This is a genomic window from Photobacterium sp. DNB23_23_1, assembly GCF_052873815.1.
Window position 1 is genome coordinate 17,844 of sequence record NZ_JBNNXT010000037.1, and the last position, 24,952, is coordinate 42,795.

General features: G+C 48.5%; 22 protein-coding genes and 1 tRNA gene. 9 read left to right on the forward strand and 14 right to left on the reverse strand.

The features are described from left to right. Positions 1 to 16: 16 nt before the first annotated feature. From menH to ACVA53_RS19245, 3 genes are read right to left on the reverse strand one after another with little or no spacing between them, the layout of a single operon-like run. A complete protein-coding gene (gene menH, locus ACVA53_RS19235) occupies positions 17 to 838 on the reverse strand; it encodes a 2-succinyl-6-hydroxy-2,4-cyclohexadiene-1-carboxylate synthase (RefSeq protein ID WP_446505970.1) in 822 nt (273 codons plus the stop codon). Continuing rightward, the gene (menD, locus tag ACVA53_RS19240; protein ID WP_255043441.1) at positions 822 to 2,549 is read right to left on the reverse strand and encodes a 2-succinyl-5-enolpyruvyl-6-hydroxy-3-cyclohexene-1-carboxylic-acid synthase; all 1,728 of its coding nucleotides are present in this window, start codon (positions 2,547 to 2,549) and stop codon (positions 822 to 824) included. The genes menH and menD overlap by 17 nt, the downstream gene beginning before the upstream one ends. After that, positions 2,546 to 3,862 (reverse strand): isochorismate synthase, encoded by a 1,317-nt coding sequence (locus ACVA53_RS19245; RefSeq protein ID WP_255043442.1) that lies wholly within the window; start codon positions 3,860 to 3,862, stop codon positions 2,546 to 2,548. The genes menD and ACVA53_RS19245 overlap by 4 nt, the downstream gene beginning before the upstream one ends. A 543-nt stretch (positions 3,863 to 4,405) precedes the next feature. Here ACVA53_RS19245 and ACVA53_RS19250 point away from each other — a divergent pair. From ACVA53_RS19250 to ACVA53_RS19260, 3 genes are all read left to right on the forward strand, one after another. Further along, positions 4,406 to 5,620, forward strand: coding sequence for a pyridoxal phosphate-dependent aminotransferase (locus ACVA53_RS19250; RefSeq protein ID WP_255043443.1), 1,215 nt, complete (start codon positions 4,406 to 4,408; stop codon positions 5,618 to 5,620). A 295-nt stretch (positions 5,621 to 5,915) separates the two neighbouring features. Continuing rightward, positions 5,916 to 6,500 carry a 5'-deoxynucleotidase gene (gene yfbR, locus ACVA53_RS19255; protein ID WP_446505971.1) on the forward strand — a complete coding sequence of 195 codons (585 nt, stop codon included), beginning with the start codon at positions 5,916 to 5,918 and terminating at the stop codon, positions 6,498 to 6,500. Then, entirely contained in the window at positions 6,500 to 7,876 is a 1,377-nt protein-coding gene (locus tag ACVA53_RS19260) for an anti-phage deoxyguanosine triphosphatase (protein ID WP_446505972.1), read from the forward strand. Before yfbR ends, ACVA53_RS19260 begins: the two co-directional genes overlap by 1 nt. 36 nt (positions 7,877 to 7,912) lie before the next feature. Here ACVA53_RS19260 and ACVA53_RS19265 read toward each other — a convergent pair whose 3' ends face one another. Continuing rightward, a complete protein-coding gene (locus tag ACVA53_RS19265; protein ID WP_446505973.1) occupies positions 7,913 to 8,533 on the reverse strand; it encodes a tRNA-uridine aminocarboxypropyltransferase in 621 nt (206 codons plus the stop codon). A gap of 10 nt (positions 8,534 to 8,543) precedes the next feature. Here ACVA53_RS19265 and rrtA point away from each other — a divergent pair, with 10 nt between their 5' ends. Next, positions 8,544 to 9,104: a rhombosortase gene (gene rrtA / locus ACVA53_RS19270; RefSeq protein WP_446505974.1), complete on the forward strand. Its 561-nt coding sequence runs from the start codon at positions 8,544 to 8,546 to the stop codon at positions 9,102 to 9,104. A 69-nt stretch (positions 9,105 to 9,173) separates the two neighbouring features. After that, positions 9,174 to 9,365, forward strand: a complete 192-nt coding sequence (locus tag ACVA53_RS19275; protein WP_446505975.1) for a hypothetical protein — start codon at positions 9,174 to 9,176, stop codon at positions 9,363 to 9,365. A 73-nt stretch (positions 9,366 to 9,438) separates the two neighbouring features. On the opposite strand, the gene ACVA53_RS19280 is transcribed toward ACVA53_RS19275, so the two are convergent. From ACVA53_RS19280 to tig, 7 genes are all read right to left on the reverse strand, one after another. Beyond that, complete coding sequence (locus tag ACVA53_RS19280; protein WP_446505976.1) at positions 9,439 to 9,735, reverse strand: ComEA family DNA-binding protein; 297 nt, start codon at positions 9,733 to 9,735, stop codon at positions 9,439 to 9,441. A 135-nt stretch (positions 9,736 to 9,870) separates the two neighbouring features. After that, the gene (gene ppiD / locus ACVA53_RS19285; RefSeq protein WP_446505977.1) at positions 9,871 to 11,754 is read right to left on the reverse strand and encodes a peptidylprolyl isomerase; all 1,884 of its coding nucleotides are present in this window, start codon (positions 11,752 to 11,754) and stop codon (positions 9,871 to 9,873) included. Between the two features lie 276 nt (positions 11,755 to 12,030). Further along, positions 12,031 to 12,303: a nucleoid-associated protein HU-beta gene (gene hupB, locus ACVA53_RS19290; RefSeq protein ID WP_255043451.1), complete on the reverse strand. Its 273-nt coding sequence runs from the start codon at positions 12,301 to 12,303 to the stop codon at positions 12,031 to 12,033. Positions 12,304 to 12,515: 212 nt separating this feature from the next. Further along, complete coding sequence (lon, locus tag ACVA53_RS19295; protein WP_255043452.1) at positions 12,516 to 14,888, reverse strand: endopeptidase La; 2,373 nt, start codon at positions 14,886 to 14,888, stop codon at positions 12,516 to 12,518. Between the two features lie 129 nt (positions 14,889 to 15,017). Beyond that, complete coding sequence (clpX, locus tag ACVA53_RS19300; protein ID WP_255043453.1) at positions 15,018 to 16,298, reverse strand: ATP-dependent protease ATP-binding subunit ClpX; 1,281 nt, start codon at positions 16,296 to 16,298, stop codon at positions 15,018 to 15,020. 114 nt (positions 16,299 to 16,412) lie between these two features. Beyond that, positions 16,413 to 17,036, reverse strand: a complete 624-nt coding sequence (gene clpP / locus ACVA53_RS19305) for an ATP-dependent Clp endopeptidase proteolytic subunit ClpP (protein WP_255043454.1) — start codon at positions 17,034 to 17,036, stop codon at positions 16,413 to 16,415. A 107-nt stretch (positions 17,037 to 17,143) separates the two neighbouring features. Further along, positions 17,144 to 18,448, reverse strand: a complete 1,305-nt coding sequence (gene tig / locus ACVA53_RS19310) for a trigger factor (protein WP_255043456.1) — start codon at positions 18,446 to 18,448, stop codon at positions 17,144 to 17,146. A 417-nt stretch (positions 18,449 to 18,865) separates the two neighbouring features. Between tig and ACVA53_RS19315 the strand changes: the two genes are divergently transcribed. Continuing rightward, entirely contained in the window at positions 18,866 to 19,636 is a 771-nt protein-coding gene (locus tag ACVA53_RS19315; protein WP_446505978.1) for an SDR family NAD(P)-dependent oxidoreductase, read from the forward strand. Between the two features lie 272 nt (positions 19,637 to 19,908). After that, on the forward strand, positions 19,909 to 20,073 hold the full coding sequence (locus tag ACVA53_RS19320) for a hypothetical protein (RefSeq protein WP_255043458.1): 165 nt from the start codon (positions 19,909 to 19,911) through the stop codon (positions 20,071 to 20,073). A gap of 43 nt (positions 20,074 to 20,116) precedes the next feature. Here ACVA53_RS19320 and ACVA53_RS19325 read toward each other — a convergent pair. Continuing rightward, a tRNA-Arg gene (locus ACVA53_RS19325) sits at positions 20,117 to 20,193 on the reverse strand. A gap of 412 nt (positions 20,194 to 20,605) precedes the next feature. Here ACVA53_RS19325 and folD point away from each other — a divergent pair. After that, positions 20,606 to 21,463 carry a bifunctional methylenetetrahydrofolate dehydrogenase/methenyltetrahydrofolate cyclohydrolase FolD gene (gene folD, locus ACVA53_RS19330; protein WP_446505979.1) on the forward strand — a complete coding sequence of 286 codons (858 nt, stop codon included), beginning with the start codon at positions 20,606 to 20,608 and terminating at the stop codon, positions 21,461 to 21,463. 117 nt (positions 21,464 to 21,580) lie between these two features. On the opposite strand, the gene galU is transcribed toward folD, so the two are convergent. Both galU and rfaH read right to left on the reverse strand, forming a co-directional pair. Continuing rightward, entirely contained in the window at positions 21,581 to 22,492 is a 912-nt protein-coding gene (gene galU, locus ACVA53_RS19335; protein WP_446505980.1) for a UTP--glucose-1-phosphate uridylyltransferase GalU, read from the reverse strand. 78 nt (positions 22,493 to 22,570) lie between these two features. After that, positions 22,571 to 23,068, reverse strand: coding sequence for a transcription/translation regulatory transformer protein RfaH (gene rfaH / locus ACVA53_RS19340; RefSeq protein WP_255043461.1), 498 nt, complete (start codon positions 23,066 to 23,068; stop codon positions 22,571 to 22,573). Between the two features lie 417 nt (positions 23,069 to 23,485). Here rfaH and ACVA53_RS19345 point away from each other — a divergent pair, with 417 nt between their 5' ends. Further along, positions 23,486 to 24,874, forward strand: coding sequence for a peptide MFS transporter (locus tag ACVA53_RS19345; protein WP_255043462.1), 1,389 nt, complete (start codon positions 23,486 to 23,488; stop codon positions 24,872 to 24,874). Positions 24,875 to 24,952 lie beyond the last annotated feature (78 nt).

Below are 24,952 nucleotides of genomic sequence, written 5' to 3' on the forward strand. Positions count from 1 at the left end.
TCCATCGGCCTTATTCTTAAAATAATGTACTTAAAATAAAATCGTCTACTGCTCTGGCAAAAGCGTATGGCTGCTCAACATGAACATTATGGCCTGCGTCTTCAATCACCTGATAAGATAAGTCGGAGTCTTCGGCCAGACGCGTAAACTTTTGATCTTTCTCTCCGCAAAGATAATGCACAGGTATGGTCAACCCGGTTAACTGAGGCTGCAGGAGAGGTTGTTTGGCTAACGATGTAGCCAGTAGCATATGTGCTATAGATGAGCCAAGATTATCACTGCGCTTAGCGATCAAACCTTGTCTTTGGTCATGATTCAGCGATGAAAAGACCGGTTGCTGGTACCAATCGGCCAGTACATCAGCAATCGGCAAGGAAGAAAATCGTTGCGCCCACGTCTGATCATTGTCCAACCTGGCAGTCCGCTCGCTTTGCGGTAGCCCGAAATGCCCTCCTTCCAAAACCAAACCAACCAGTTTTGCTTTCTGTTCAACACCTTGATGACAGGCATGGTACATCGCCACCCTCGCGCCCAACGAGTAGCCAATCAGGATATAGTGTTTCACACCACGAGCGACCAAGGTATCAGTTAGCCATTGGCTGGTTTGCTCAAAGCCTTCAGCTTGGGCTAGTCGGCTATGACCATGACCGGGTAAATCAACAGTCAGGCAGGGATACTGCCCGCTCAGTTGATTGGTAACCTGTAACCAGTCACGGCCAGAACCCAACAAGCCATGCAGAAACACCAGGGTCGGTGGAGTCAGCGCGACTTCGGGGCTCAGGTCCTGAGCTTTGGAATCGGGGGCTTTAGAGTAAAAAGTTTCAGAATAAAGTCGCATGTTTGATCTCGCTAAACATCTCGCGCAGCAAGTCGCCACTCTCTCCTGCCGGCGTCTGTACTTCGATCAGCGTCGTGCCAACCGTTGCTAAACCATTTTCAATAGACAGCTTGGCGTCAACCAGGGTGATCGGGCAGGCATACTCCAACCCAAACATTGCCGCTGCATGACCAAAGCTGAGGCCATGGGGCATGCGGTACAGGCTGTCTTTCTGGGCATCCGGTACCGGTAGCAAATCAAAAATCGCCCCACCGTCGTTGTTGGTCACCAATACCACTACTGGCTGTTCGATCTCTTTAAGTAAAGCCAACGAATTGAGGTCATAAAGCAACGAGGTATCGCCCAAGACACAAAGCATAGGCTGCTTACCCGCACGTTGCACACCGGCAGCTGTGGCTATCAAACCATCGATACCCGATGCACCGCGGTTGGCAAACGTCGCGCTTTGCGGCATACGGCCACACATGTCCAACAAGCGAACAATCAAGCTATTGCCCAAAAACAATGTCGTGTATTGGCCAACCCAATCCATCATATTGGCCGCCAGACTCACTTCATTCAATGCCGAGTACTTGTTCCGGATCGTTGTCAGGCAATGGTTCGAAGCGACTTTAAGGCTATCCGCCCAGCCACTATTCGGGTTGAGGTGTGCAGCACTGACAGTATGTTCCGTCAGTAAACCTGAAAAATCAGCGATATTGGCTTGAATGCGCGCCGTTGCAGCACAGCTTGGATCAAGCGTTACTGCCAATGGGTCCACCAGCCAATAATGCTGCCAGTGCTTGGCGCTAATAAACTGCCCTAATCGCTTGGACACCAAGCGACCGCCAAACTGAATAATATTGTCCGCTTGCAACAAATGCTGATGGCATGCTTCGTTTTGTAACCAGACATCGAATCCAGCCCAGTCACTGCTGCCACCGGCTTGTGGATCGGCTAGCAGCGGCCAGCCAAGCGCCTGCGCCAGCGCACTCACAGCGGCAAGTTCACCCGGTGCTACCCGGCCAGCAATCACGATCCCTTTCTTACCTTGCATGTCTTGCCACTGCTTAGCATCGAAAGCAACGCCGTTTCGTTCGGCATCCACGTACTGGGTAAAGCGCGAATGGCTCTCTTGCCAATATTGGACAGGTTGGAGGTAATCGGAAAAATCCCTTTCATCACCATAGAGCGGCTCGGGGTAATGACAATTGAAATGGACCGCACCACCACGCTGTGCCTGCTGGTACATGGCTTTATCTACAGTAGATAGTAGCCATGCAGGACTGATGTCCTGGGTCGGAGAAGGAATATCTTCAAACGCGGTGACATGGGTAGAGAATATCCCGTGCTGACGGATAGCTTGGTTGGCCCCACAATCGATCAGCTCAACCGGGCGATCTGAAGTGAGCAACACAAGCTTTTCCCCAGTCAAGCCGCTTTCAGCGACTGAAGGTAGCAGGTTGGCCACGGCGGTACCGGATGTAACCACTACCGCGACAGGCTCATTGGTTGCTTTGGCGAGGCCAAGGGCGAGAAAACCCAACCCACGCTCGTCGAAGTGAGTGTGAATGACCAGTTTACCGTTTTTAGCGGCAGCCAGTGTCAGCGGTGTAGAACGAGACCCAGGGGCAATACAGATATGCTTGACCCCATGGCGTACTAACTCTTCAAGCATGAGCCCTGCCCACAACTGGTTCAAGGCAGCTCTTGTCGAAACCCCATTGCTCATGCCGTCTGGCGCTCCCAATCAGGCTCATCACTGGCCAGTAAACTGCAAAGCGTCGATGTTTTACGATCCAGCTCTTTCCACTCACTGTCTGCGGTCGATCCCGGAACGATACCGGCTCCGGCAAACAGGTGTAACTCGTCACCCATAATCAACGCACTACGGATAGCGACACAAAATTCACTGCGCCGCGCGCCCAGAAAACCAACCGCACCACTGTACCAACCACGGGCAAAGGGCTCATGCTCGCTGATAAAGTCCAGCGCTTTATCCCTTGGCAGACCCGCAATGGCCGCCGTAGGCTGTAAGCTATCGAGCAGTTCCGAGTTTTCAACGCCGTCATTAAGTTGGGCATCGATTCCCCGCTTAAGGTGCTGTACCTTGCGCAGGCGAATAAGCTCTGGCGTCTGAGCCACATTCATGCTGATGCAACGAGGAACCAAACGGTCAACGATATCATCTACCACCAAGCGGTTTTCATAACGGTTCTTGTTGTCATCAAGCAGCCATTGTGCCAAGCGATTATCTTCCGCCATGTCTACACCACGGCCGATAGTGCCTGCCAATGCCTCGGTGAGCAGGTCTTGCTCTTGGCGCAGGAACAACCGCTCAGGGGTCGAGCCGACAAAACAATGCTTGGCATCGAGTGCCATCATAAAATGGAAGCTGTTATGGTTACTGTCACGGCTCGCTTTTAACAACTGGGCCGGAGAGACAGGCGTATCGAGGGTTAGGGTCGTTTTACGCGCCAAGACCACCTTCTCGAACACTTTCTGAGAAATTGCATCGAGGGCGTTACCTATCATCTGTGACCAGCCCGCGAAGTCCGGGCTATATGTCCGGCCTAAAATCTTGCTGGTGATCAGCGGGACTTCAACTGCATCAAGCGTTAGCTGGGCCAACGCCTCAACCACTTTTACTTGGCTCTCAGCAGACAGGTTCACAGCAATATTCCAGCCACCGTCCAAACGGAAGATTTCCAACAACGGCAGGAAGAAAAAAGAAGGCATGCATCGTCTGTTGCGCTGGGTACGACCATCAAATGAGCGGCCTCCCCAAATACGCTGATCATCTGCCAGGATTTTCTCGGCAGCTTTAGGATCGGTAAATGTTTTAATTTGCCCGAGCGCCACTACTTCCTCGCGGCAATCACGGGACTGCCAGTAAAACTTAGGAAACAGGGGTTGGGATTCCATCCAATCAATCAGATCGGTATTAGCCGGCAGATCCAGCTTTACCGTGATTCGTTGAGTTGTTGGCGTGGATTGTCGAATTTTTTCAAGTAGTAACTCAACGGCTTTTTGTAACGCGGTCAAGGTAACCTCACTCAGCTCTCAAGCACAAAATTGGCTCATCCCTGGCTGACGGTAAATGGCTAATCAATTAGCATCTTTCGCCCTATATGTGGTCCTCCAGCAAATCAAACAGCTGCAAACAATAGACCACATACGAATGCTGGCATTCTACCTCAGAACTCCTATTCTGACTAATAAAGTAATGACTCAACATGAGTCTTCATATCTCATCACAACTCAATGCATCGGCCCCATAATGACCGAGCAGTGCTGATAGCAGGCGAACGAGATATTATTTTGCCGTCAATTTCGACAATTCAGGCTCAAATAGCGGCATTTTTTGTTTAAATCTCCAGCAAATCCCTGCATTGTAATATTTTATTCTACTCAAAGAGGTGAATACCCCCTGTTTTGTCACCCATCCAGTGGATCCCACCTGACAAGTTAGAATTTAATTATACAAACAACTATTTTACGCTACTTATTCCTGCTGGGTGTTTATTTATTAAGGTTTTATAGTGTAATTTGTTGTAATTAACGGCTTGAAACAGGATACCACCACTAATGCAAAACATCGGGATGTCATCAAAACTCAACAATGTCTGTTACGACATTCGAGGTCCCGTTCTGAAGCATGCCAAGCGCATGGAAGAGGAAGGGCATAAAATACTCAAACTTAATATCGGCAACCCTGCGCCGTTCGGTTTTGATGCCCCTGATGAAATTCTGGTGGACGTGATCCGTAACCTGCCGACATCTCAAGGCTACTGTGACTCCAAGGGTATCTACTCGGCCCGAAAAGCGGTAGTCCAGCATTACCAAAAACGCGGAATGCTTGATCTGGATGTGGAAGATGTCTACATCGGCAACGGTGTTTCCGAATTGATTGTGATGGCGATGCAAGCGCTGCTCAACAACAATGATGAAATGCTGGTTCCATCACCGGATTACCCGCTATGGACTGCCGCAGTCTCGCTATCTGGCGGCAAAGCCGTACACTATACCTGTGACGAGCAATCCGACTGGTATCCAGATCTCGACGATATCCGCAGCAAAATCACCCCGAACACCCGCGGGATTGTACTGATCAACCCGAACAACCCGACAGGGGCTGTTTACAGCCGAGACTTCCTGCTGGAAGTGGTAGAAATCGCCCGCCAGCACAAGCTGATCATTTTTGCCGATGAGATCTATGACAAGATCTTATACGAGGGTGCCCAGCACACCTCGATTGCACCACTAGCCGAAGACGTATTCTGTGTGACCTTCAACGGTCTATCCAAATCATACCGGGTATGTGGCTTCCGGGCCGGGTGGATGGTCTTGTCCGGCCCTAAGCATATGGCCAAAAGCTATATTGAAGGGCTAGAGATGCTCTCATCGATGCGCTTGTGTGCCAATGTGCCGATGCAGCACGCCATCCAGACCGCACTGGGTGGCTACCAGAGTATCAATGAGCTGATCTTGCCGGGCGGCCGTTTGCTAGAACAGCGTGACCGTGCCTATGATTTACTGACATCGATTCCGGGTGTGTCCTGTGTGAAGCCTAAAGGGGCTTTGTACCTGTTCCCGAAACTGGATCAGAAAAAATTCAACATCACCGATGACCAGCGCTTCGCCTTGGATTTCCTCCAGCAGGAGAAGGTGCTGGTTGTTCACGGTACCGGCTTCAACTGGAAGCAACCGGATCATTTCCGCATCGTTACCCTGCCACGGGTCGATGACTTGGAAATGGCGATGGGACGTTTGGAGCGCTTCCTACACGGTTACCGTCAGTAACGTGGCGATTGGCGATTGGCGATTGGCGATTGGCGATTGGCGATTGGCGATTGGCGATTGGCGATTGGCGATTGGCGATTCAGAAAACTATAGGGCAGGATGTCAAAATCAACACCCTGCCCTTTTACTTAACAAATAACAGATCTTGGGCTCTTTTACCCAGAGCCTCTGGCCGCTCTTGCCCCTGGCCTCTAGCCTGCTTCCCAACATTTTATCGTTTGCTTCGCGGTAAATTCTGTTACCTTTAATAGATATCTGATTTTGTTCCCTGTCCTCACCGCCAAGAAGTATCGCTATGAATCAAAGCCATTTTTTTGCTCACCTTGCTCGAATGAAATTAATCCAACGCTGGCCGTTGATGCGCAGTGTCGAAACCGAAAACATCTCAGAGCATAGCCTTCAAGTCGCTTTTGTCGCCCATGCCCTCGCTTTGATCAAAAACCGTAAATTCAGTGGCAATACCAATCCTGAGCGGATAGCACTACTGGCCATGTTCCACGACTGCAGCGAAGTATTAACTGGGGATATGCCAACCCCTATCAAGTACTACAATCCGGCTATTGCCGAGGAGTATAAAAAAATAGAGCTCGCAGCCGAGAAGAAGTTACTGTCTATGCTGCCCGAAGAATTTCGTGATGACTACGCCCCGCTACTCGATAGCCATCAGGTAGACAAAGACGATTACGCTATCGTCAAGCAAGCAGACAGCCTGTGTGCTTACCTCAAATGCCTCGAAGAGCTCAATGCGGGGAACCACGAATTTACCTCGGCCAAAAACAATCTTGAGCAGACCTTGCATAACCGAACGACCCCAGAGATGGAATATTTCCTAAAGACATTTGTCGACAGCTTTAATCTAACCCTTGATGAGATCAGCTAATGACAGTTATCTCCCTCTCTCCTGAATTTAACCAACAGTGGGAAGCACGCAAAAGCAATGAGCAAAAAATGCGGCGCAACGACCACCGCTCGGCTTACCAGCGTGACCGAGCAAGGATCCTTCATTCCGCCGCGTTTCGTCGTTTGCAAGCGAAAACCCAAGTCCACGGTGCCGGGCATCATGACTTCTACCGTACCCGCCTGACCCACTCACTGGAAGCCTCACAAATTGGCACCGGTATTGTGGCCCAGTTGAAGATCAAACAGCCTAAATTTCGAGAACTGCTTCCATCAAATAGCCTGATGGAAAGTATTTGCCTTGCCCATGATATCGGTCATCCCCCTTTCGGACACGGAGGTGAAGTTGCTCTTAACTACATGATGCGAGAGCACGGTGGGTTCGAGGGCAATGCCCAGACGTTTAGAATAGTCACCCTGCTTGAACCGTATACTGAGCACTTTGGTATGAACCTGTCACGGCGAACCTTGCTCGGGCTACTGAAATACCCCGCTTTTATTAGCCATACCCGGGCGACAGAGCTACCTGCGGATGTCCATCATTTCCGCCACCTCAAGGCCAAGGATTGGTACCCCGCCAAGGGGATCTACAATGATGACAGTACGACCTTTGACTGGGTATTGGCACCATTATCCAACCATGATCGCCAGCTCTTTAGCCAAATGCGCAGTGAGCGCACCAAGCCGAATGAGCACTTGAAAACCCAATACAAATCACTGGACTGCTCTATCATGGAGCTGGCCGATGACATCGCCTACGGCGTCCATGACTTGGAAGATGCGATTGTGATGGGAATTGTCACCCGTGAGCAATGGCAAGAAGCGGTTGCCAGCAAGCTGGCCGATTGCGGCGAGCCGTGGCTGGAAGAGCGGATCGGGGTATTGAGTGACCAATTGTTTGGCACCCACCACCAGCGCAAGGATTCAATTGGGGCGATGGTCAATACCCTGCTAACCTCGATCCATATTGCCCCAACGATCCAAAATGGTATCGATAGCTTCGAAGCTCCCCTTTTACAGTGGAACGCCTTTCTATCAGAGCCGATGGAGCAAGTGCTGGAGGTGCTCAAACAGTTCGTCAGCCAATATGTAGTCCATAAGCCAGATATCCAGCTATTGGAGTATAAAGGCCAACAATTGGTGATGGAGTTGTTCGAAGCCTTTGCGTCGGATCCTGAGCGCTTACTGCCGGAAAATACCCGCGAACGCTGGCGCCAAAGCAATGACAAGGGGGAAAATTCCCACCGGATCATCGCCGATTATATTTCAGGCATGACCGACGGCTTTGCCCAGCGGCTATACAGCACCTTATTCCAACCCACTTCGGCCAGTGGCATTGGTTTTCACGGAGGGGATTAAGCTTCAGGCGATAGGCGCTTTTAGCCCCTCGCCAAGCTACTTCCCATAATTTTTCTCAAACACCCCTTCAGGCATCTGCTGGATCTGGAACTCGATCATTTGATTGAACGCTTCGAGCAGTGGGGCGAATTTATCACCCTCCCCTTCCAAGGCGGTAAGAGCGAGGTAGCCGGCTTCTACCGTCGATACCCCCTCTGATTTAGGTGATTTTCGAATTCGGTAGTTACCCTGATCGACATTATCAAGCGCCACCGTAGGCAACTGCTGCAAGTTGGTCGATAGTTGCCACATCTTATAGGCTTTCTTCCAGGTACCATCAAGTATAATCAACGTCCGTTTGGTTAACGCAGCTTGAGTTTGATTAGACCCAGCAAGGCTCGAAATAGGGACAGCTTCTTCCCCCGGGTAAACCACCCAGGCCTGACGGTCTTGTTCGGCCAGCAATTGGTTGATTTCTTCATGGTGTGAAAAGTCTTCGCCCACCCACAGTTTGGCGTTAGGAAGCGATAAAGTCAGGATCCTTGCGGTACCAATCGGACGCTTTACTTCCGTTGGATGTTGTAAAATCCACAATTCAGTTTTAGCATCAAGCTGTTGGATCCAGCGGCAAATACATGCCTTGGTTGCTTTACCGCACTTTTCACAATATCGACTCATCGAGGTAGCCTTGTCTATTCGCATCTTCGTTTTCATTATCATCGGTATAATGGCCGTTGCCCAATTACCCAGCCTCCAACCACTGCTCGTCTGGCAGCGCCCTGACATCGCGCATGGTGAAATTTGGCGACTCGTCAGCGGCAACCTAACCCATACCAATTGGCCACACATGATAATGAACAGTCTCGGCTTGGCAATCATTACCTTCATCTTTCGCCGCTATCTTACCTCAACGCACCTTGCCTTGCTGATCCTGTCCATATCTGGATTTATTGGCGTCACCCTATGGCTCAGCCCGATGGGCTGGTATGCAGGACTGTCAGGCGTGCTCCACGGACTGTTTGCCTGGGGCGCGATACAGGATGTGAAAGCGAAAGATAAATTCGGCTGGGTACTGCTGGTAGCGGTTATCGGCAAAGTGTTATGGGAACAGATAGCAGGCGGTTCAGCCAGCTCAGCCGAGCTGATTGGCGCCAGGGTGGCTGTAGAGGCTCACCTAGCAGGTGTTTTAGGCGGCTTGCTCTTTGCCGCGGCGGAGCTAATTAAAAAGAAGATTGCAATTGAGAATTAGTTGCACTTAAAATACACCTTAATGGTATCGGTCTTGTTTGGCTAAGTGTATTTATGAGTGAGAATCAAAATGGCTTTGGAATCTGAAATTTTATATCGCATCAATGTCTCTCTGCCGACAGGTATTGTGAGAGTGGGTTCAAGAGGAAAATACAAATTCCCACTTGAAGCCGCTAAGCAAATAGCCAAAGCCTATGAAGATGATGGCTATCAGATCCATCTTACTCCAGCCAGACCACGCTTTACCTTCAGTGCGTGCTAATAGCTCACAAATAAAGGAGAACGACTAACCTCTCTCCTTTAGGTAACTTACGGCAGGTTAGGTACAGCAACCATTATTGGAGCTTGATCCGCTCGCGATTCTTTTCAACCGTGGACGTACCAATACCCTTCACTTTGATGAGATCTTCCGGTGTAGCAAAAGGCCCATTGGTATCACGATATTCAATAATACTGGCAGCTTTGTCCGGCCCAATTCCCACCAGTAACTTATCCAGCTCTTCTGCATTGGCATCATTAATATTAATCGTAATTTCAATGCCCTCATGACTCTCACCATTGGCAACCGCAGGTAATGCCAAGCCTACCCCCAGCGCAACAACCAACGACATAGATACAATCGCTTTCTTCATCCTTTTTCTCCTTGTATACATTCAGGGGTTAGAGTGGCGAAGCACTCGCTGGCTGTATATGGGGAATGTTTTTCTTTGCACAAAAAAACGACGGGCCGCACAATGGCGGCCCGTCTAGCAACGTATTAATTACACTTAATTCGTTGTTGTATCCAACACTGGGTAAGATACCTTGGCTGCATTACGCAGTACATCCAGGGTAGCCATAACATCCTGCTGAGCATGCATTTGCTCAAGCTGCTGTGACATCTGCTGATCAACACCATCAACATCTGCTTCAACCACATTGTCCAGCGCGATAATTAGCATGTTGCCAGTCATATCACGTGTCACACCGTATACCGGTGCATCGTCTGCTGGCTTAGCAAGACCAAACGCAACTTGAGCAATCTGGCGATCTGCCCCCATACGGTTGATGGTTTCAGGCTCAGAGAAGCTCAGGCCTTCGTCTGCCAACACTTGTGTGTTGCCAGCTCGTAGGGCGGCAACCAGTTCATCCGCTTTCGCGTTAGCCGCTTCCTCGCCTTTGACAGCTGATAGCTGCTGTTTAACGTTTGCTGATACCTCGTCAAATGGCAATACCATTTCAGGGCGAGAGTCATCAACACGTACAACAACAACATGCTCAGGACCGAGCTCGATAATATCGGAGTTCAGGCCATCTTCACGCACTTCAGGGCTGTACAACGCCTGCAGTACCGCTGGGTTGGCCAGCACACCCGGCGCATCTGACTGAGAAATAAAGTCAGTGGTCTGAATCGTCGCATCAACCGCTGTCGCCGCATCCTCTAGTGTGTCTGGCATTTCGAACGCTTTCTCAGCTAGCTGGGTCTGCAGATCGTAAAACGCTTCTGCCGCACGCTGCTCACGCAGTTCAGCAAAGATTTCATCACGAACCTCAGCAAATGGCTTCACTGTCGGCTCTTTGATATCGTCCAGTTTGATGATGTGGTAACCGAAGTCAGACTCAACAACACCAGAAACTTCACCTTTGTTCAGGGCAAATGCTGCATCTTCAAAGGCAGGATCCATCACACCGCGTTCAAACCAATCTAGCTTACCGCCATCTTTACCGCTGAAGGTGTCATCAGAAGATGTCTTCGCTAATTCAGCAAAGTCAGCACCGCTGTTTAGCTCTGCCAGTAAATCTTCAGCTTTAGTCTTCGCTTCGCTACCTTTACCTTGAACCAGAATATGGCTTGCTTGGCGTTGCTCAGCAGTACCGTATTTATTTTGGTTCTCGTCATAGCTTGCTTTAGCATCATCTTCAGAAACGCTTAGCGTCTCTTTCAGGTTGGTGCCAGACAACTCGATGTAAGCCGCTTTCACTTGATCTGGGCGGGTGAACTGCTGCGGGTTCTGCTCGTAGTATGCGAGTGCTTCCTCATCAGTAACCTCGGCTTTGTTGGTAAACTCAGCCACATCCAGTGTCAGGGTGCGAATTTCACGCTCCTGGCGCTCAAGCTTAGTCAATGCAGCCACTTCGTTACCCAACGCGAAATCACTGCCTTGGATAGCCAACAACAGCTGCTGACGCAGCAAATCGGTTCGCATAGATTCCGCAAACATATCAGGTGTTAGACCTGAGCGACGCAGCAGTGCGTTGTACTGTTCATTATCAAAGGCACCATCGCGCTGGAACTCAGGCATAGAAAGAATAACCTGAGTTACCTGCTGATCGCTGATACGCAGACCAAGTTCATTGGCACGCTGCTCAATCAGCAGGTCATTGACCATGCGGTCTAGCACACTGCGGCGGAACTGCTGCACGTAAGCTGGGTCACCCATCAGGGTCGAGAAATAATCGCCCAACTGCGCCTGCATGCGGTTACGCTCGTTCTGATAAGCCATTTCGAACTCGCGCTGACTAATTTCACGATCATCCACTTTCGCGGCAACTTGCTCGCTTCCGCCTGCTAGGTAGCTACCTACCCCTGCGAAAACAAAAGAAAAAATAATCAGACCAAGAATAATCTTAACCCAAATACTGCTCGCGCCTTCGCGCATACGCTCCATCATAATTTGCCGTATCTCCTACCTATTCGATTTGGCATGGTAATACCAATCTGTGATAAGCCTAAATAAAGATTCATGAAGCCTGATTGGCTTCGAAACTATCGCTTAACTGTATTGATATTAGTGAAGAATGCTAACAGGCGAAGACCTGAAAAATTCACACTTTTCCAAAGTAAAAAAAGCGCACCGACAGGATGCGCCCTTTATCATGCCAGATTGCCCATTAAGACAACCTGAATGTTCGTTTGTTCACACAAACCGGCGGGCTAAGCCCTGCGCTTAGTTTACAGAATCTTTAAGCGCTTTACCTGCTTTAAAGCCAGGTACTTTCGCTGCAGCGATTTGAATTTCAGCACCCGTCTGTGGGTTACGGCCAGTACGCGCTGCACGCTCACGTACAGAGAAAGTGCCGAAGCCAACAAGCGCAACCTGATCACCCTCTTTCAGGCTATCAGATACAGCGTCGATGAATGCATCTAGCGCACGACCCGCAGACGCTTTAGAAATATCTGCATTTTCAGCGATTTTATCAACTAGTTGAGTTTTGTTCACGATCTATCCCCTCTAAGAACGTTATCCGTTTGCAGCCTCATGGCAAAATTTACATCACGGATAAAAAAGAATCAGTTTCATTATATCTACAGCGAACACAGGTTCACGTGTAGACATTGATTTTATTGAGCTAACGGCAAATTAGAACTCACTTATAGCCACACAAAAAAACGCTGACAAGGTTTTTATCCTCGAAAGCGTTTTTTCATATCTTAACTTTGCTGCACGTCACTGTTTTGGGCGTTTACCAGCTCAATTCCCGTTGGATTATTCTGCAATGCAACGGTTAGCACTTCATCAATCCAACGCACTGGGCGCACTTCCAGATCCGCAATCACGTTATCCGGAATTTCCTCCAGATCACGTTCGTTTTCCTTCGGAATCAACACCGTTTTGATCCCACCTCGGTGCGCGGCAAGCAGTTTCTCTTTCAGGCCACCGATTGGTAGCACCTCACCACGTAGGGTGATTTCACCCGTCATGGCAACATCGCCGCGAACAGGGTTGCCTGTCAGGCTAGAGACCAGCGCCGTACACATGGCGATACCCGCACTCGGGCCGTCTTTCGGGGTCGCCCCTTCTGGAACATGGACATGGATATCACGCTTCTCGTAAAAATCAGGCGCAACACCCAGACGCTCAGCACGGGTACGTACCACCGTCATCGCAGCCTGAATCGACTCCTGCATCACATCACCCAGTGAACCGGTGTAGGCAAGCTTGCCTTTACCCGGCATCGACTCGGTCTCGATGGTTAGCAGATCGCCGCCCACTTCAGTCCAAGCCAAACCAGTAACCTGGCCAATACGGTTGTTCTCTTCGGCTTTACCGTAGTCAAAACGCTGGACACCTAAGTATTCTTTCAGGTTGTCCTGAGTAATAACGACTTTCTTGGTCTCAGGATTCAGCAGGATCTCTTTTACAGCTTTGCGGCACAGTTTAGACACTTCACGCTCAAGGCTACGTACGCCCGCTTCACGGGTGTAGTAACGAATGATGCCAATCAGTGCCGAGTCATCCACTTCGATCTCGTGTGGCTTAAGGCCATTGCGCTGAACCTGCTTCTCTAGCAAGTGGCGCTTGGCAATATTCAGCTTTTCATCTTCGGTGTAGCCCGACAGACGGATCACTTCCATACGGTCAAGCAAAGGTCCCGGGATGTTCATCGAGTTCGATGTCGCCACGAACATGACATCAGAAAGGTCATAGTCGACTTCTAGGTAGTGGTCATTGAACGCGTTGTTTTGCTCCGGATCCAAAACTTCTAGCAGCGCTGAAGACGGATCGCCACGCATGTCTGATGACATCTTGTCGATTTCATCAAGCAGGAACAGCGGGTTCTTAACCTCAACCTTGGACATTTTCTGGATCAGCTTGCCCGGCATCGAACCGATATAGGTACGGCGGTGACCACGGATTTCCGCTTCGTCACGCACGCCGCCCAGCGCCATACGGGTATATTTACGTCCGGTCGCAGCAGCAATAGACTGACCCAGCGAGGTCTTACCAACACCAGGAGGACCAACAAGACACAGGATAGGACCTTTAAGCTTGTTGATGCGGCTCTGCACTGCCAAGTACTCAAGGATGCGCTCCTTGACGCGCTCAAGGCCGTAATGGTCGGCATTCAGCACTTCTTCTGCCTTGGCAAGGTTCTTCTTCACCTTGGAGCGCTTGAACCATGGCACACTCAGCATCCAATCAATGTAGCCACGCACAACCGTTGCCTCGGCAGACATCGGCGACATCATCTTAAGCTTCTGCAGCTCTTGCTCTGTCTTCTCGCGTGCCTCTTTTGGCATCTTCGACTCTTCGATTTTCTTCTTCAAAGATTCGAATTCATCCGGCGCGTCATCCAGCTCACCCAACTCTTTCTGGATAGCCTTCATCTGCTCATTGAGGTAGTACTCGCGCTGGCTCTTTTCCATCTGCTTTTTAACGCGGCCGCGGATACGTTTCTCCACCTGCAGCAGATCAATTTCAGATTCCATCATCGCCATCAAGAACTCTAGACGCTCTACGACATCGACAATTTCAAGTACTTTTTGTTTATCTGCCAGCTTCAGCGGCATATGAGCAGCAATAGTATCAGCCAGACGGGCAGCTTCATCGATACCATTTAGCGAGGTTAGAACCTCTGGCGGGATTTTCTTGTTGAGCTTGATAAACCCTTCGAACTGGTTGATTGCAGTTCGAACTAGCACTTCCTGCTCGCGCTCATCCATTTCCTCGGTAACCAGAAACTCGGCTTCAGCACTGAAGAACTCATCATCACGCAGGTTTTCGACTTTAGCACGCTGCTGACCTTCCACCAGCACCTTCACCGTACCGTCAGGCAGTTTAAGTAGCTGTAGAATAGTCGCAACCGTACCGACATCGTATAGGTCGGTAATTGAAGGTTCGTCGGTCGCCGCTTCTTTCTGGGCAACCAACAAAATCTGTTTGTTATCATCCATCGCCGCTTCAAGGCAGCGAATAGATTTATCCCGGCCTACAAACAATGGAATGACCATATGCGGGTAGACCACCACATCACGCAGTGGCAGAACGGGGATCTCAAGGCGTTCCGAACGCTCCAGGTTCATATTATTCTCTCTTCCGTTCACTCTTATTAATGAGTATATGGGGGCTTGGGCGCAAGATTCAACGGGATATGTAGCAGAAAATAAAAAAGGAGGCGATTGCCTCCTTTTTTTAACCGCTGTGGGCAGATTTTACTCAGCGCCTGCTGCTTGGCTTTCGGTGTTTTCATAAATCAGCAAAGGCTCAGACTCGCCTTTGATAACTGATTCATCAATAACAACCTTACTTACGCCCTCTGCTGAAGGTAGCTCATACATAGTATCAAGCAGAACTGCTTCAACAATCGAACGAAGACCACGTGCACCCGTCTTGCGTTCCATTGCCTTACGGGCAATAGCGACAAGCGCATCGTCACGGAACTCAAGCTCAACATTTTCAAGCTCAAGAAGTGCCGCATACTGCTTAGTAAGGGCATTCTTCGGTTCACGCAGGATTTGTACCAGCGCGTCTTCATCCAGCTCACTAAGGATCGCTGTTACCGGAAGACGACCGATGAACTCTGGGATCAGGCCGTATTTAACCAAATCTTCAGGCTCAACCTTCTCGAACAAATCACTCAGAGTACGAGACTGATCTTTCGAGCGTACATCCGCACCGAAACCAATACCAGTGCCGGTTGCAACACGCTGGTCAACTACCTTGTCCAGCCCAGCGAATGCACCGCCACAGATGAACAGGATTTTTGACGTATCCACTTGCAGGAATTCCTGCTGTGGATGCTTACGGCCACCTTGCGGCGGAACCGATGCGACCGTACCTTCAATCAGCTTCAGCAACGCCTGCTGAACACCTTCACCCGAAACATCACGAGTAATTGATGGGTTGTCGGACTTACGAGAGATCTTGTCGATCTCATCGATGTATACAATACCGCGCTCGGCCTTGGCTACATCGTAATCACATTTCTGCAGCAGCTTCTGGATGATGTTTTCAACATCCTCACCCACATAACCGGCTTCGGTCAGGGTGGTCGCATCCGCCATAGTAAACGGTACATCCAGCATGCGTGCCAATGTTTCTGCGAGTAACGTCTTACCGCTACCCGTTGGGCCGATCAACAAGATGTTACTCTTGCCCAACTCAACACCGTCACTATTGGTATCGCCATTACGAAGACGCTTGTAGTGGTTGTATACCGCTACCGCGAGAACTTTCTTCGCATGAGACTGACCAATAACGTATTCATCCAAGTTTGTACGAATTTCCTGTGGTGTCGGAAGTTCATTGCCATCACGCTTTGGCATTACTTCTTTGATTTCTTCACGAATGATGTCGTTGCACAGGTCAACACATTCATCGCAAATATACACAGAAGGGCCTGCAATCAGCTTGCGAACTTCATGCTGACTTTTGCCGCAGAAAGAGCAGTACAGCAGTTTTCCACTACCACTCTCTTTTCGCTTATCTGTCATTCGCTAACCTCTATTCGGGTCTTACCCCATCATTGCCTTTGTTTTGAGTGTATAACAACTCAAGTCTTTTTGCTCCGCGCAAACGGCTAAGTCGCTGCACGGAGGCTAAAAAACTTAATCACGGTGACTCAAAACTGCATCAACCAAACCGTATTCTACAGCCTGCTCTGATGACATAAAGTTATCACGATCGGTATCACGTTCAACCACTTCAAGTGGTTGGCCGGTGTGCTCTGCAAGCAAACCGTTCAAACGCTGTTTGATCGTCAGAATTTCCTGAGCATGGATCTGGATATCAGAAGCCTGGCCCTGGAAGCCACCTAGTGGCTGGTGGATCATCACGCGGGAGTTAGGTAGACAGTAACGCTTACCTTTAGCGCCGCCAGCCAGCAGGAATGCACCCATAGAGCATGCCTGACCCATACATACGGTGCTGACGTTTGGCTTGATGAACTGCATGGTGTCGTAGATAGACATCCCTGCAGTAACCGAGCCGCCCGGTGAATTGATATACAGGAAAATGTCCTTGTCAGGGTTTTCAGACTCAAGGAACAAAAGCTGCGCAACGACTAGATTGGCCATATGATCTTCTACCTGACCGGTCAGGAAGATCACACGCTCTTTCAGTAGTCGGGAATAGATGTCGTAGGAACGTTCACCACGAGAAGTCTGCTCGACCACCATAGGAACCAGCGCATCCAAAATTGGCGACATGGCGTTTTTTTCTTGGTAGCTCATAACGTTATTTCCCTAAAATAAATGGCCCGAATGAAATTACTCTCACACGGACCATTGTTAGCAGAAGATTTGAAGTAAAGTCAAATCTCTACAGTAATTTCAGCAAATTATGCAGCTGGCTGTTGGTTCATCAGATCGTTGAAGCTAACTTCTTTATCTGAAACCTGAGCTTTAGCTAGTAGCGCATCGATAGCTTGCTCTTCTAGAGCAACGTTACGCATGTTGTTCATCATCTGCTCGTTCTTCTCGTAGTAAGAAACTACTTCTGTTGGATCTTCGTAAGCAGAAGCCATTTCAGCGATGATAGCTTTAACGCGCTCTTCATCAGCTTTTAGCTCTTCAGACTTGATCACTTCACCTAGAAGTAGGCCAACAACTACGCGACGCTTCGCTTGCTCTTCGAAAAGCTCACGTGGAAGCTCAGGTGCGTTAGCAGCATCACCGCCGAAGCGCTGAGTTGCCTGCTGGCGTAGAACGTTGATTTCTTGGTCGATAAGAGCAGCAGGAACAGCGATGTCGTTCTGCTCAACTAGGCCATTTAGAACCTGATCTTTGATGCGGTTCTTAACAGCTTGCTTCAGCTCACGCTGCATGTTCTTACGAACTTCAGCTTTCAGGCCTTCAACAGAACCGTCTTCAACACCGAACTTAGCAACAAACTCTTCAGTCAACTCTGGTAGTTCCTGAGCTTCAACTTTGTGTAGTTTGATAGCGAAAGTCGCTGCTTTACCTTTTAGGTTTTCAGCGTGGTAATCTTCAGGGAAAGTCACTTCTAGAGAGAACTCTTCGCCCGCTTTCTTACCAACGATACCGTCTTCAAAACCTGGGATCATGCGGCCCTGGCCCATTGCAAGAGCGAAACCTTCAGCTTTACCGCCTTCGAATTCTTCACCGTCGATAGAGCCAGTGAAGTCGATAGTTACGCGGCTGTCAGCAGCTGCAGCGTCTTCAACGTCGCTCCAAGTTGCTTGTTGCTTGCGAAGCGTGTCTAGCATAGTGTCAACGTCTTCGTCTTTCACTTCTACCGCTGGTTTTTCAACAGTAATGTTTTCTAGACCAGCTAGCTCGATTTCTGGGAAGATTTCGAAAGACGCTTTGAATACAAGGTCTTTACCTTCAGCGATCTCAACTGGAGTGAAAGTTGGTGCGCCTGCTGGGTTGATCTTTTCTTTAACGATCGCCTCGATGTAGTGACGCTGCATCACTTCACCTAGGATGTCCTGGCGTACAGAAGCGCCGAACATACGAGCAACCATTTTAATTGGTGCTTTACCAGGACGGAAACCATCGAAACGACGATTCTTAGCAATTTTCTTCAGCTCAGCAGCAACAGCATCTTCGATGTTTGCAGCTGGAACTGTGATAGTTAGATGGCGTTCTAGACCTTCAGTGGTTTCAACGGTAACTTGCATTTTATTTAACCTCAAAACTTACTCAGTATTCTCTGAGTGATGTTGCCGATCAGTCATGCTGACGGTGGCATCCTTTCGTGTTATGGCCAGCAACCACGGCCAAACCATAACGCCTTAATTCTGTGAAGCGCGGTATTATAACGGTCCTCAGCCCTGTCGTCGAGACAGAGTGGCCGCACCGCAATCAAACCTTTCACACAAGATAGGGGCAAAAATTCCATTTACAAGGGAAAACCCCAAAAAAAACGTTTCCTTTTACGTTTTTTTGACCGTACGCGGTTTTAACTGTCTCTTTTCCCGCCTAAACGCCGAATTTTTGCCGCATAAATATCATCCAACTGGATAGTTAGAATGAACAGTGATCAGTGATGCATGGTGATGCGTAATAAATTATGTCCTTAGCCAGTGGAATTAACGATGTTCGAAGGGAAAAAGAAAGTTTGGATTGCCGGGGCAAACGGTGGATTAGGACTCGCTCTGACCGAGCATATCCTCGCTCAGGGCCATTTGGTCACAGTGTCTACACGCCATACCTCACAAGCCCTGCTGCAGTTACAGGCAAGCCATAGCACCCAAATGACCTGTGTTTTGGGTGATCTATGTCAGCAACGCTCTAACACCCAATCGCAGCTCATGGCCATTTTCGAGCAGTATGGCCTCCCAGACTGGACCATTAATGCGGCAGGACTATTACATGCTCCTCAATCAAAGCAATCACCCAAAGCCAAAATGCCGGAAAAACGCCTGTCGCAGATCACCGAATCATTTCTGGTAGACAACATCCATGCCAATGCCTACACCAATGTCGCTATTGCCCAACTTCTCGACACCCTATACAAACGTAAAGACCCTTTTCACTTCTTGTGCTTGTCCGCCATGGTCGGCTCTATCTCCGACAACGATTCAGGAGGTTGGTACAGCTACCGGATGAGCAAAGCAGCCCTAAACATGTTTGTCAAAACCCTAAGTATTGAGTGGCAAAGACGTTTTCCCCAAGCTTGTATTGCCGCAATTCACCCAGGTACAACGAATACATCACTCTCAGCACCTTTCCAGCATAATATTAATAGTGACAAGCTTTATTCACCACAGCTCTCGGCCGAGCGCATTTATCGAGTGCTATCAACCCTTACTCCTGCAGATACCGGTCAGTTTTTCCATTGGGATGGAACAACACTTCCGTGGTGAGAAGATTTGAAACTAGCTACAGACTTATACCAACCTACATAAATATTTGATCAGTCTTGCAGGTTAAAATACTTGATCAACGACTTATTCAGATTGGTATTAAGGATATAGAGCAAAAGGAAAGCCAAACTCCGGCGACAAAAAACAAACTAAAAGATTCTAAATTGCCGATGGATAGCACAAAAAACATTCGCACAACCATTATGATACCAGTTGCTTAATCATTAAAGGCATTCATTTGCAATATTGTGTACAAGGTAAGGATAAAAACAATGAGAAGGAACAAAGCGACTGTGATTGTCTCATGGCAACCCACTAACGAGCGAGAAAAACAAGCACTGAAACAATTCCTGCTTAATGAAATAGCGGGATGTAGCAGGCAACACCAAGGAGGCACAGGAAAAACAGGTTTTGATACAGGAAGATTGATTCGCTAGAAATAACAGAAATGGATATAACAGAGAAAAATAGAGGGGGAAGTGGCACGCCCTGTAGGATTCGAACCTACGACCACATCCTTAGAAGGGACGTGCTCTATCCAGCTGAGCTAAGGGCGCTTTATAAGTCATAACGTTAAGTTACCGAACGAATTATACGTCCCAACATTCGAACGTCAATGCCTTTTCCCCTATTTTCTCTGCATTTGCGCTCAACTGACTAAACATAGAGCAAATTGGATGGGCTATGGGCTATGGGCTATGGGCTATGGGCTATGGGCTATGGTGCCTTTTGATATGGTGATATAGCATTAGGCGTATCCATACAAATTACAAATACCCACACTGAAGCAGCAACTATTACCAAAACGTAAACAAAACCAACACGCAAACGATTGCGCTATAGATCTTCGTAACATTCTCTGCGACAATACAACAATTAGGCAGCACTCGTGCCGCTCCCCTCAAGAGTGGAATCAACGACCCGCGTTGCCCGCTTCACGTTCAATCAATTTAAGTCCAAAGGATAAACATGGCCGCTCAAATCATTGATGGGAAACTCATTTCGCAAACAGTTCGTCAAGAAGTTGCCGCCCGAGTCAAAGCGCGCCTCGATGCAGGCCTTCGTGCTCCGGGGTTAGCCGTTGTTCTGGTAGGTCAGGATCCCGCCTCGCAAATTTACGTCGGCAGCAAACGTAAAGCCTGTGATGAGGTGGGTTTTGTGTCCAAGTCCTTTGATTTTCCTGCCACAACAACGGAAACGGAATTGCTAGCTCTTATCGACGAGTTAAACAATGACAACGAAGTGGATGGTATCTTGGTCCAACTTCCTCTCCCTGCAGGCATTGATACCACCAAAGTACTTGAGAGAATAGAGCCAGAAAAAGACGTCGATGGCTTCCATCCCTACAATGTCGGACGACTATGCCAGCGTATCCCCAAGCTACGCTCGTGCACCCCGAAAGGAATCATCACCTTGCTTGAGCGCTATAATATTGCTCTTCGTGGCAAGCATGCGGTCATTGTCGGCGCGTCCAATATTGTCGGCCGTCCTATGACGCTTGAATTATTACTAGCAGGAGCGACCACCACCACTTGTCATCGCTTCACTCAAGATCTCGAAAGCCACGTTCGCCAAGCTGATATTCTGGTCGTCGCGGTGGGTAAGCCTAACTTTATTCCCGGCGATTGGGTCAAAGAAGGAGCGACAATCGTAGATGTTGGCATCAACCGCTTGGACAATGGCAAGCTAGCCGGTGATGTTGAGTATGATATTGCCCGTGCGCGAGCCCGCCATATCACCCCAGTACCGGGTGGCGTTGGCCCAATGACAGTGGCGACCTTGATTGAGAATACACTGCTTGCCTGTGAGCAGTATCACGAGAAGTGATTTAGTGGCGATTGGAAATTTACCAAGGTAAAGATTCACTTCAACAGTATTATTGCCTTTACGAAAAAGCAGGAGCAATATGCTCCTGCTTTTGATCTTTCCTAAAGCCTGTGGCCCCTAGCCTTTAGCCCCAAGTCGTTCCTTCAAGAACGCTGTAAAGTCTTCACCAAGAGATTCATGACGCATACCGTATTCAACAAATGCCTGCATATAGCCTAGCTTGCTGCCGCAGTCATGGCTCTTACCCGACATATGGAAAGCATTTACTTGCTGATCTTCCATCAACATATCGATCGCATCTGTCAACTGAATCTCATCACCTGCACCGATAGGCGTACGCGCTAACAAAGACCAAATTTCAGCGGGTAGCACATAGCGGCCAACAATGGCCAAGTTAGATGGCGCATCTTCAAGAGCTGGCTTTTCTACCACTTTTGTCATCGCCGCCGTTTCACCCGGTTTCAGTGCTGTACCATTGATGTCAGCCACACCGTAGTTAGAAACCTCAGACATAGGTACCGGCTCAACCATAACCTGGCTGATCTGGGTATCATTAAACGCATTGACCATGGCTGCCATATTTTCACGGCGAAGATCACTAGCAACGTCATCCAAAATAACATCTGGCAGCACAACAGCAAATGGCTCATCACCAACCAAAGGGCGGGCACAAAGAACTGCATGACCTAGGCCTTTCGCCTGCCCCTGGCGCACATGCATAATAGTGACATCTCTCGGGCAAATCTGTTGTACTTCATCCAACAGCTGACGTTTAACACGCTTTTCAAGCGTCGCTTCAAGCTCGAAAGAGGTATCGAAATGGTTTTCGATTGAATTCTTCGATGAGTGGGTAACCAATACAATTTCTTTGATACCAGCTGCCACACATTCGTTCACCACATACTGGATCAGCGGCTTATCAACAATCGGCAGCATTTCCTTCGGGATCGCCTTGGTTGCCGGAAGCATCCGGGTCCCCAAACCAGCAACGGGGATAACCGCTTTACGTACAGGGGAAGATGTAGACATATTTTATTCCATTTAAAATTATTCAAGCCACTATAACAAAATCACTGCAAACGAATCCAACCTTGTAATAAGAGTGGATTACTTTTTCACCAGATCTTCATTCTGTACACTGACCTTGACCGGTTTACCCAGTAGTTGAATCATCATAAATGAGCGCTTTTCACCGTCAGGTTCTTGATAAATAGCCTCAATCCCTTTGAACTGGCCTTGTGTCAGCTTAAGTGATTCACCCGGCTTCGGAAGGGCTGATAATTTTGTTTGTTGTTCTTCAGAGTCTTCATTAATCATCAAGCTATAGATAAGGTCCGGGTTTACAGTCTGTGGCCTCGCGCCTTGACGAATAAAATCAGCAACACCACGAGTAGATCGTACTGTGGTATAACTGATATTTTCTGGGTCAAAATAGACAAACATATAGCTCGGGAACAGGGGCTCAAAAGTAGTCATCCGTTTTCCACGAACTATTTTCTCCACTGTCACTTGAGGGTAGTAACACTCAACACCTTGACGATCAAGATTGATCACCGCACGTTCCTGTTCACTGCGCTTGCAATATAGTAAGTACCAATCTTTCATAGCAATCTCAGTCAGTTAATCCTCTTGCATTCATTAATTATACCTAAGCCACTCTCACCGACAATGTTTTGCCTATCTGCAAGGCCAATATGTCAGCACTTCACCTCCCAAGTGCATAACCAGCCAAATATGTAACAACCATTAACAGAAAACTGCTGCGACATTAAAACCCATAGAAAAGATCTAGTTTGGATGAAAACACCACAAAATCACTTGCAGAAAGAATTTTATTTATAGCATGTATAGTAAATCTGAAATTTCAATTTTGAGCAAATAGCAAACAACTGCCTATTAATCAAAATGTTACATTGTTTTTGTTTTGTATTCATTCTGTAACGATTTGCAGTTTAATAATTTGTCATTTATAACAGGGGCGACATTAGCAAACACAAAATCAATTAAATTTAGAGAATAATTATGAGCAATCTTAACAGTGGCACGTTGTTAGGCCACCCTAAAGGTTTGTTCTTACTGTTTGGAACCGAACTGTGGGAACGTTTTTCTTACTATGCAATGCGTGCCATTCTGGTGCTTTACCTCACCGACAAAACCATCAATGGTGGTCTTGGCTGGTCGACACAAGACGCCCTTAACCTTTATGGTATTTATACTGGCTTGGTTTATATCACCCCGCTTATTGGTGGTTATATTGCCGATAACTTCCTTGGCCAGCGCCGCTCAATAATCATTGGTGGTATCTTGATGGCCCTAGGCCAGTTTACCCTTGCACTACCAAACAGCATGGTCGACCCACATTCTGTGACAGCCTTTTATCTCGGCCTTGGCTTGCTGATCATTGGTAATGGTATGTTTAAGCCGAACATTTCAACCATGGTGGGCGATCTCTACCAAGACGGTGATAACCGTCGTGACGGTGCGTTCACTATCTTCTACATGGGTATCAACCTTGGCTCATTGCTAGCCGGTATTATTGCGGGTACCGCGTCTGCCGCTTACGGCTGGAAAGCTGGTTTCCTGACAGCAGGTATCGGTATGCTGATCAGCCTGGTAACTCAGATGATTTTTGCCGAGCGCCTACTGGGTGATATCGGCAAAGAGCCAGCGGCAAAACGTGCAGCAGCGATGAACAAGTCAGGTAAACAAGAGCCATTGACCAAGCAGGAAAAAGATCGTCTGAAAGTTATCATGATCATGGGTCTGTTCGTGGTTATCTTCTGGGCAGGCTTCGAGCAAGCCGGTGGCCTGATGAACATCTTCTCGCAACAATACACCGACCGTATGATCGGTAGCTTTGAAGTACCTGCAGCCTGGTTCCAGTCTCTAAACCCATTCTTTGTTATCACCCTCGCACCACTTATTGCGTCTATCTGGGTGAAAATGGGCCCTAAAGAGCCAAGCTCTCCAGTCAAGTTTGCTATGGGCCTTTTCTTCCTAGCAGCAGGCTTTGTTTGCATGATGGGCGCTGTGATGCAGCAAGGTGGCGATATCACTGTGAAGACATCCATGTTCTGGCTAGTCGCGGCATACTTCTTCCATACCTTGGGTGAGCTTTGCCTGTCGCCAATCGGTCTATCAATGGTCACTAAGCTGGCTCCACTACGTCTTGCTTCTTTGATGATGGGAGCATGGTTCGGCTTCAACGCTATCGCTAACTATGTGGCAGGTATCATTGGTGCCCACGTTGGTGAAGCGGGTCCTATGGCTATCTTTAGTGGTATTGCTATTGCTGCAACCGTTGCTGGTGTCCTTCTTCTACTATGCTCTAACCAACTGATCCGCTGGATGCACGGTGCAGAAGGTAAAGTTATTGAAGAAGAGATGGAGCCTCAGCCAGTAGAGGCGTAATTTCTTCGCAACAAGCTGTTTATCATAAAGAGCAACATACAATAAACGGAGAGCCATGGCTCTCCGTTTTCATATGAT

What these genes read in the sequence shown, in the direction of transcription:
- ACVA53_RS19345 (WP_255043462.1), top strand. Translation starts at nt 23,486, where the DNA reads ATGAGCAATCTTAACAGTGGCACGTTGTTAGGCCACCCTAAAGGTTTG.
- yfbR (WP_446505971.1), top strand. Translation starts at nt 5,916, where the DNA reads ATGAATCAAAGCCATTTTTTTGCTCACCTTGCTCGAATGAAATTAATC.
- ACVA53_RS19275 (WP_446505975.1), top strand. Translation starts at nt 9,174, where the DNA reads ATGGCTTTGGAATCTGAAATTTTATATCGCATCAATGTCTCTCTGCCG.
- menD (WP_255043441.1), bottom strand. Translation starts at nt 2,549, where the DNA reads ATGAGCAATGGGGTTTCGACAAGAGCTGCCTTGAACCAGTTGTGGGCA.
- clpP (WP_255043454.1), bottom strand. Translation starts at nt 17,036, where the DNA reads ATGAGCTACCAAGAAAAAAACGCCATGTCGCCAATTTTGGATGCGCTG.
- lon (WP_255043452.1), bottom strand. Translation starts at nt 14,888, where the DNA reads ATGAACCTGGAGCGTTCGGAACGCCTTGAGATCCCCGTTCTGCCACTG.
- ACVA53_RS19280 (WP_446505976.1), bottom strand. Translation starts at nt 9,735, where the DNA reads ATGAAGAAAGCGATTGTATCTATGTCGTTGGTTGTTGCGCTGGGGGTA.
- ppiD (WP_446505977.1), bottom strand. Translation starts at nt 11,754, where the DNA reads ATGATGGAGCGTATGCGCGAAGGCGCGAGCAGTATTTGGGTTAAGATT.
- rfaH (WP_255043461.1), bottom strand. Translation starts at nt 23,068, where the DNA reads ATGAAAGATTGGTACTTACTATATTGCAAGCGCAGTGAACAGGAACGT.
- tig (WP_255043456.1), bottom strand. Translation starts at nt 18,448, where the DNA reads ATGCAAGTTACCGTTGAAACCACTGAAGGTCTAGAACGCCATCTAACT.
- galU (WP_446505980.1), bottom strand. Translation starts at nt 22,492, where the DNA reads ATGTCTACATCTTCCCCTGTACGTAAAGCGGTTATCCCCGTTGCTGGT.
- ACVA53_RS19265 (WP_446505973.1), bottom strand. Translation starts at nt 8,533, where the DNA reads ATGAGTCGATATTGTGAAAAGTGCGGTAAAGCAACCAAGGCATGTATT.
- ACVA53_RS19260 (WP_446505972.1), top strand. Translation starts at nt 6,500, where the DNA reads ATGACAGTTATCTCCCTCTCTCCTGAATTTAACCAACAGTGGGAAGCA.
- ACVA53_RS19315 (WP_446505978.1), top strand. Translation starts at nt 18,866, where the DNA reads ATGTTCGAAGGGAAAAAGAAAGTTTGGATTGCCGGGGCAAACGGTGGA.
- ACVA53_RS19320 (WP_255043458.1), top strand. Translation starts at nt 19,909, where the DNA reads ATGAGAAGGAACAAAGCGACTGTGATTGTCTCATGGCAACCCACTAAC.
- clpX (WP_255043453.1), bottom strand. Translation starts at nt 16,298, where the DNA reads ATGACAGATAAGCGAAAAGAGAGTGGTAGTGGAAAACTGCTGTACTGC.
- folD (WP_446505979.1), top strand. Translation starts at nt 20,606, where the DNA reads ATGGCCGCTCAAATCATTGATGGGAAACTCATTTCGCAAACAGTTCGT.
- menH (WP_446505970.1), bottom strand. Translation starts at nt 838, where the DNA reads ATGCGACTTTATTCTGAAACTTTTTACTCTAAAGCCCCCGATTCCAAA.
- ACVA53_RS19250 (WP_255043443.1), top strand. Translation starts at nt 4,406, where the DNA reads ATGCAAAACATCGGGATGTCATCAAAACTCAACAATGTCTGTTACGAC.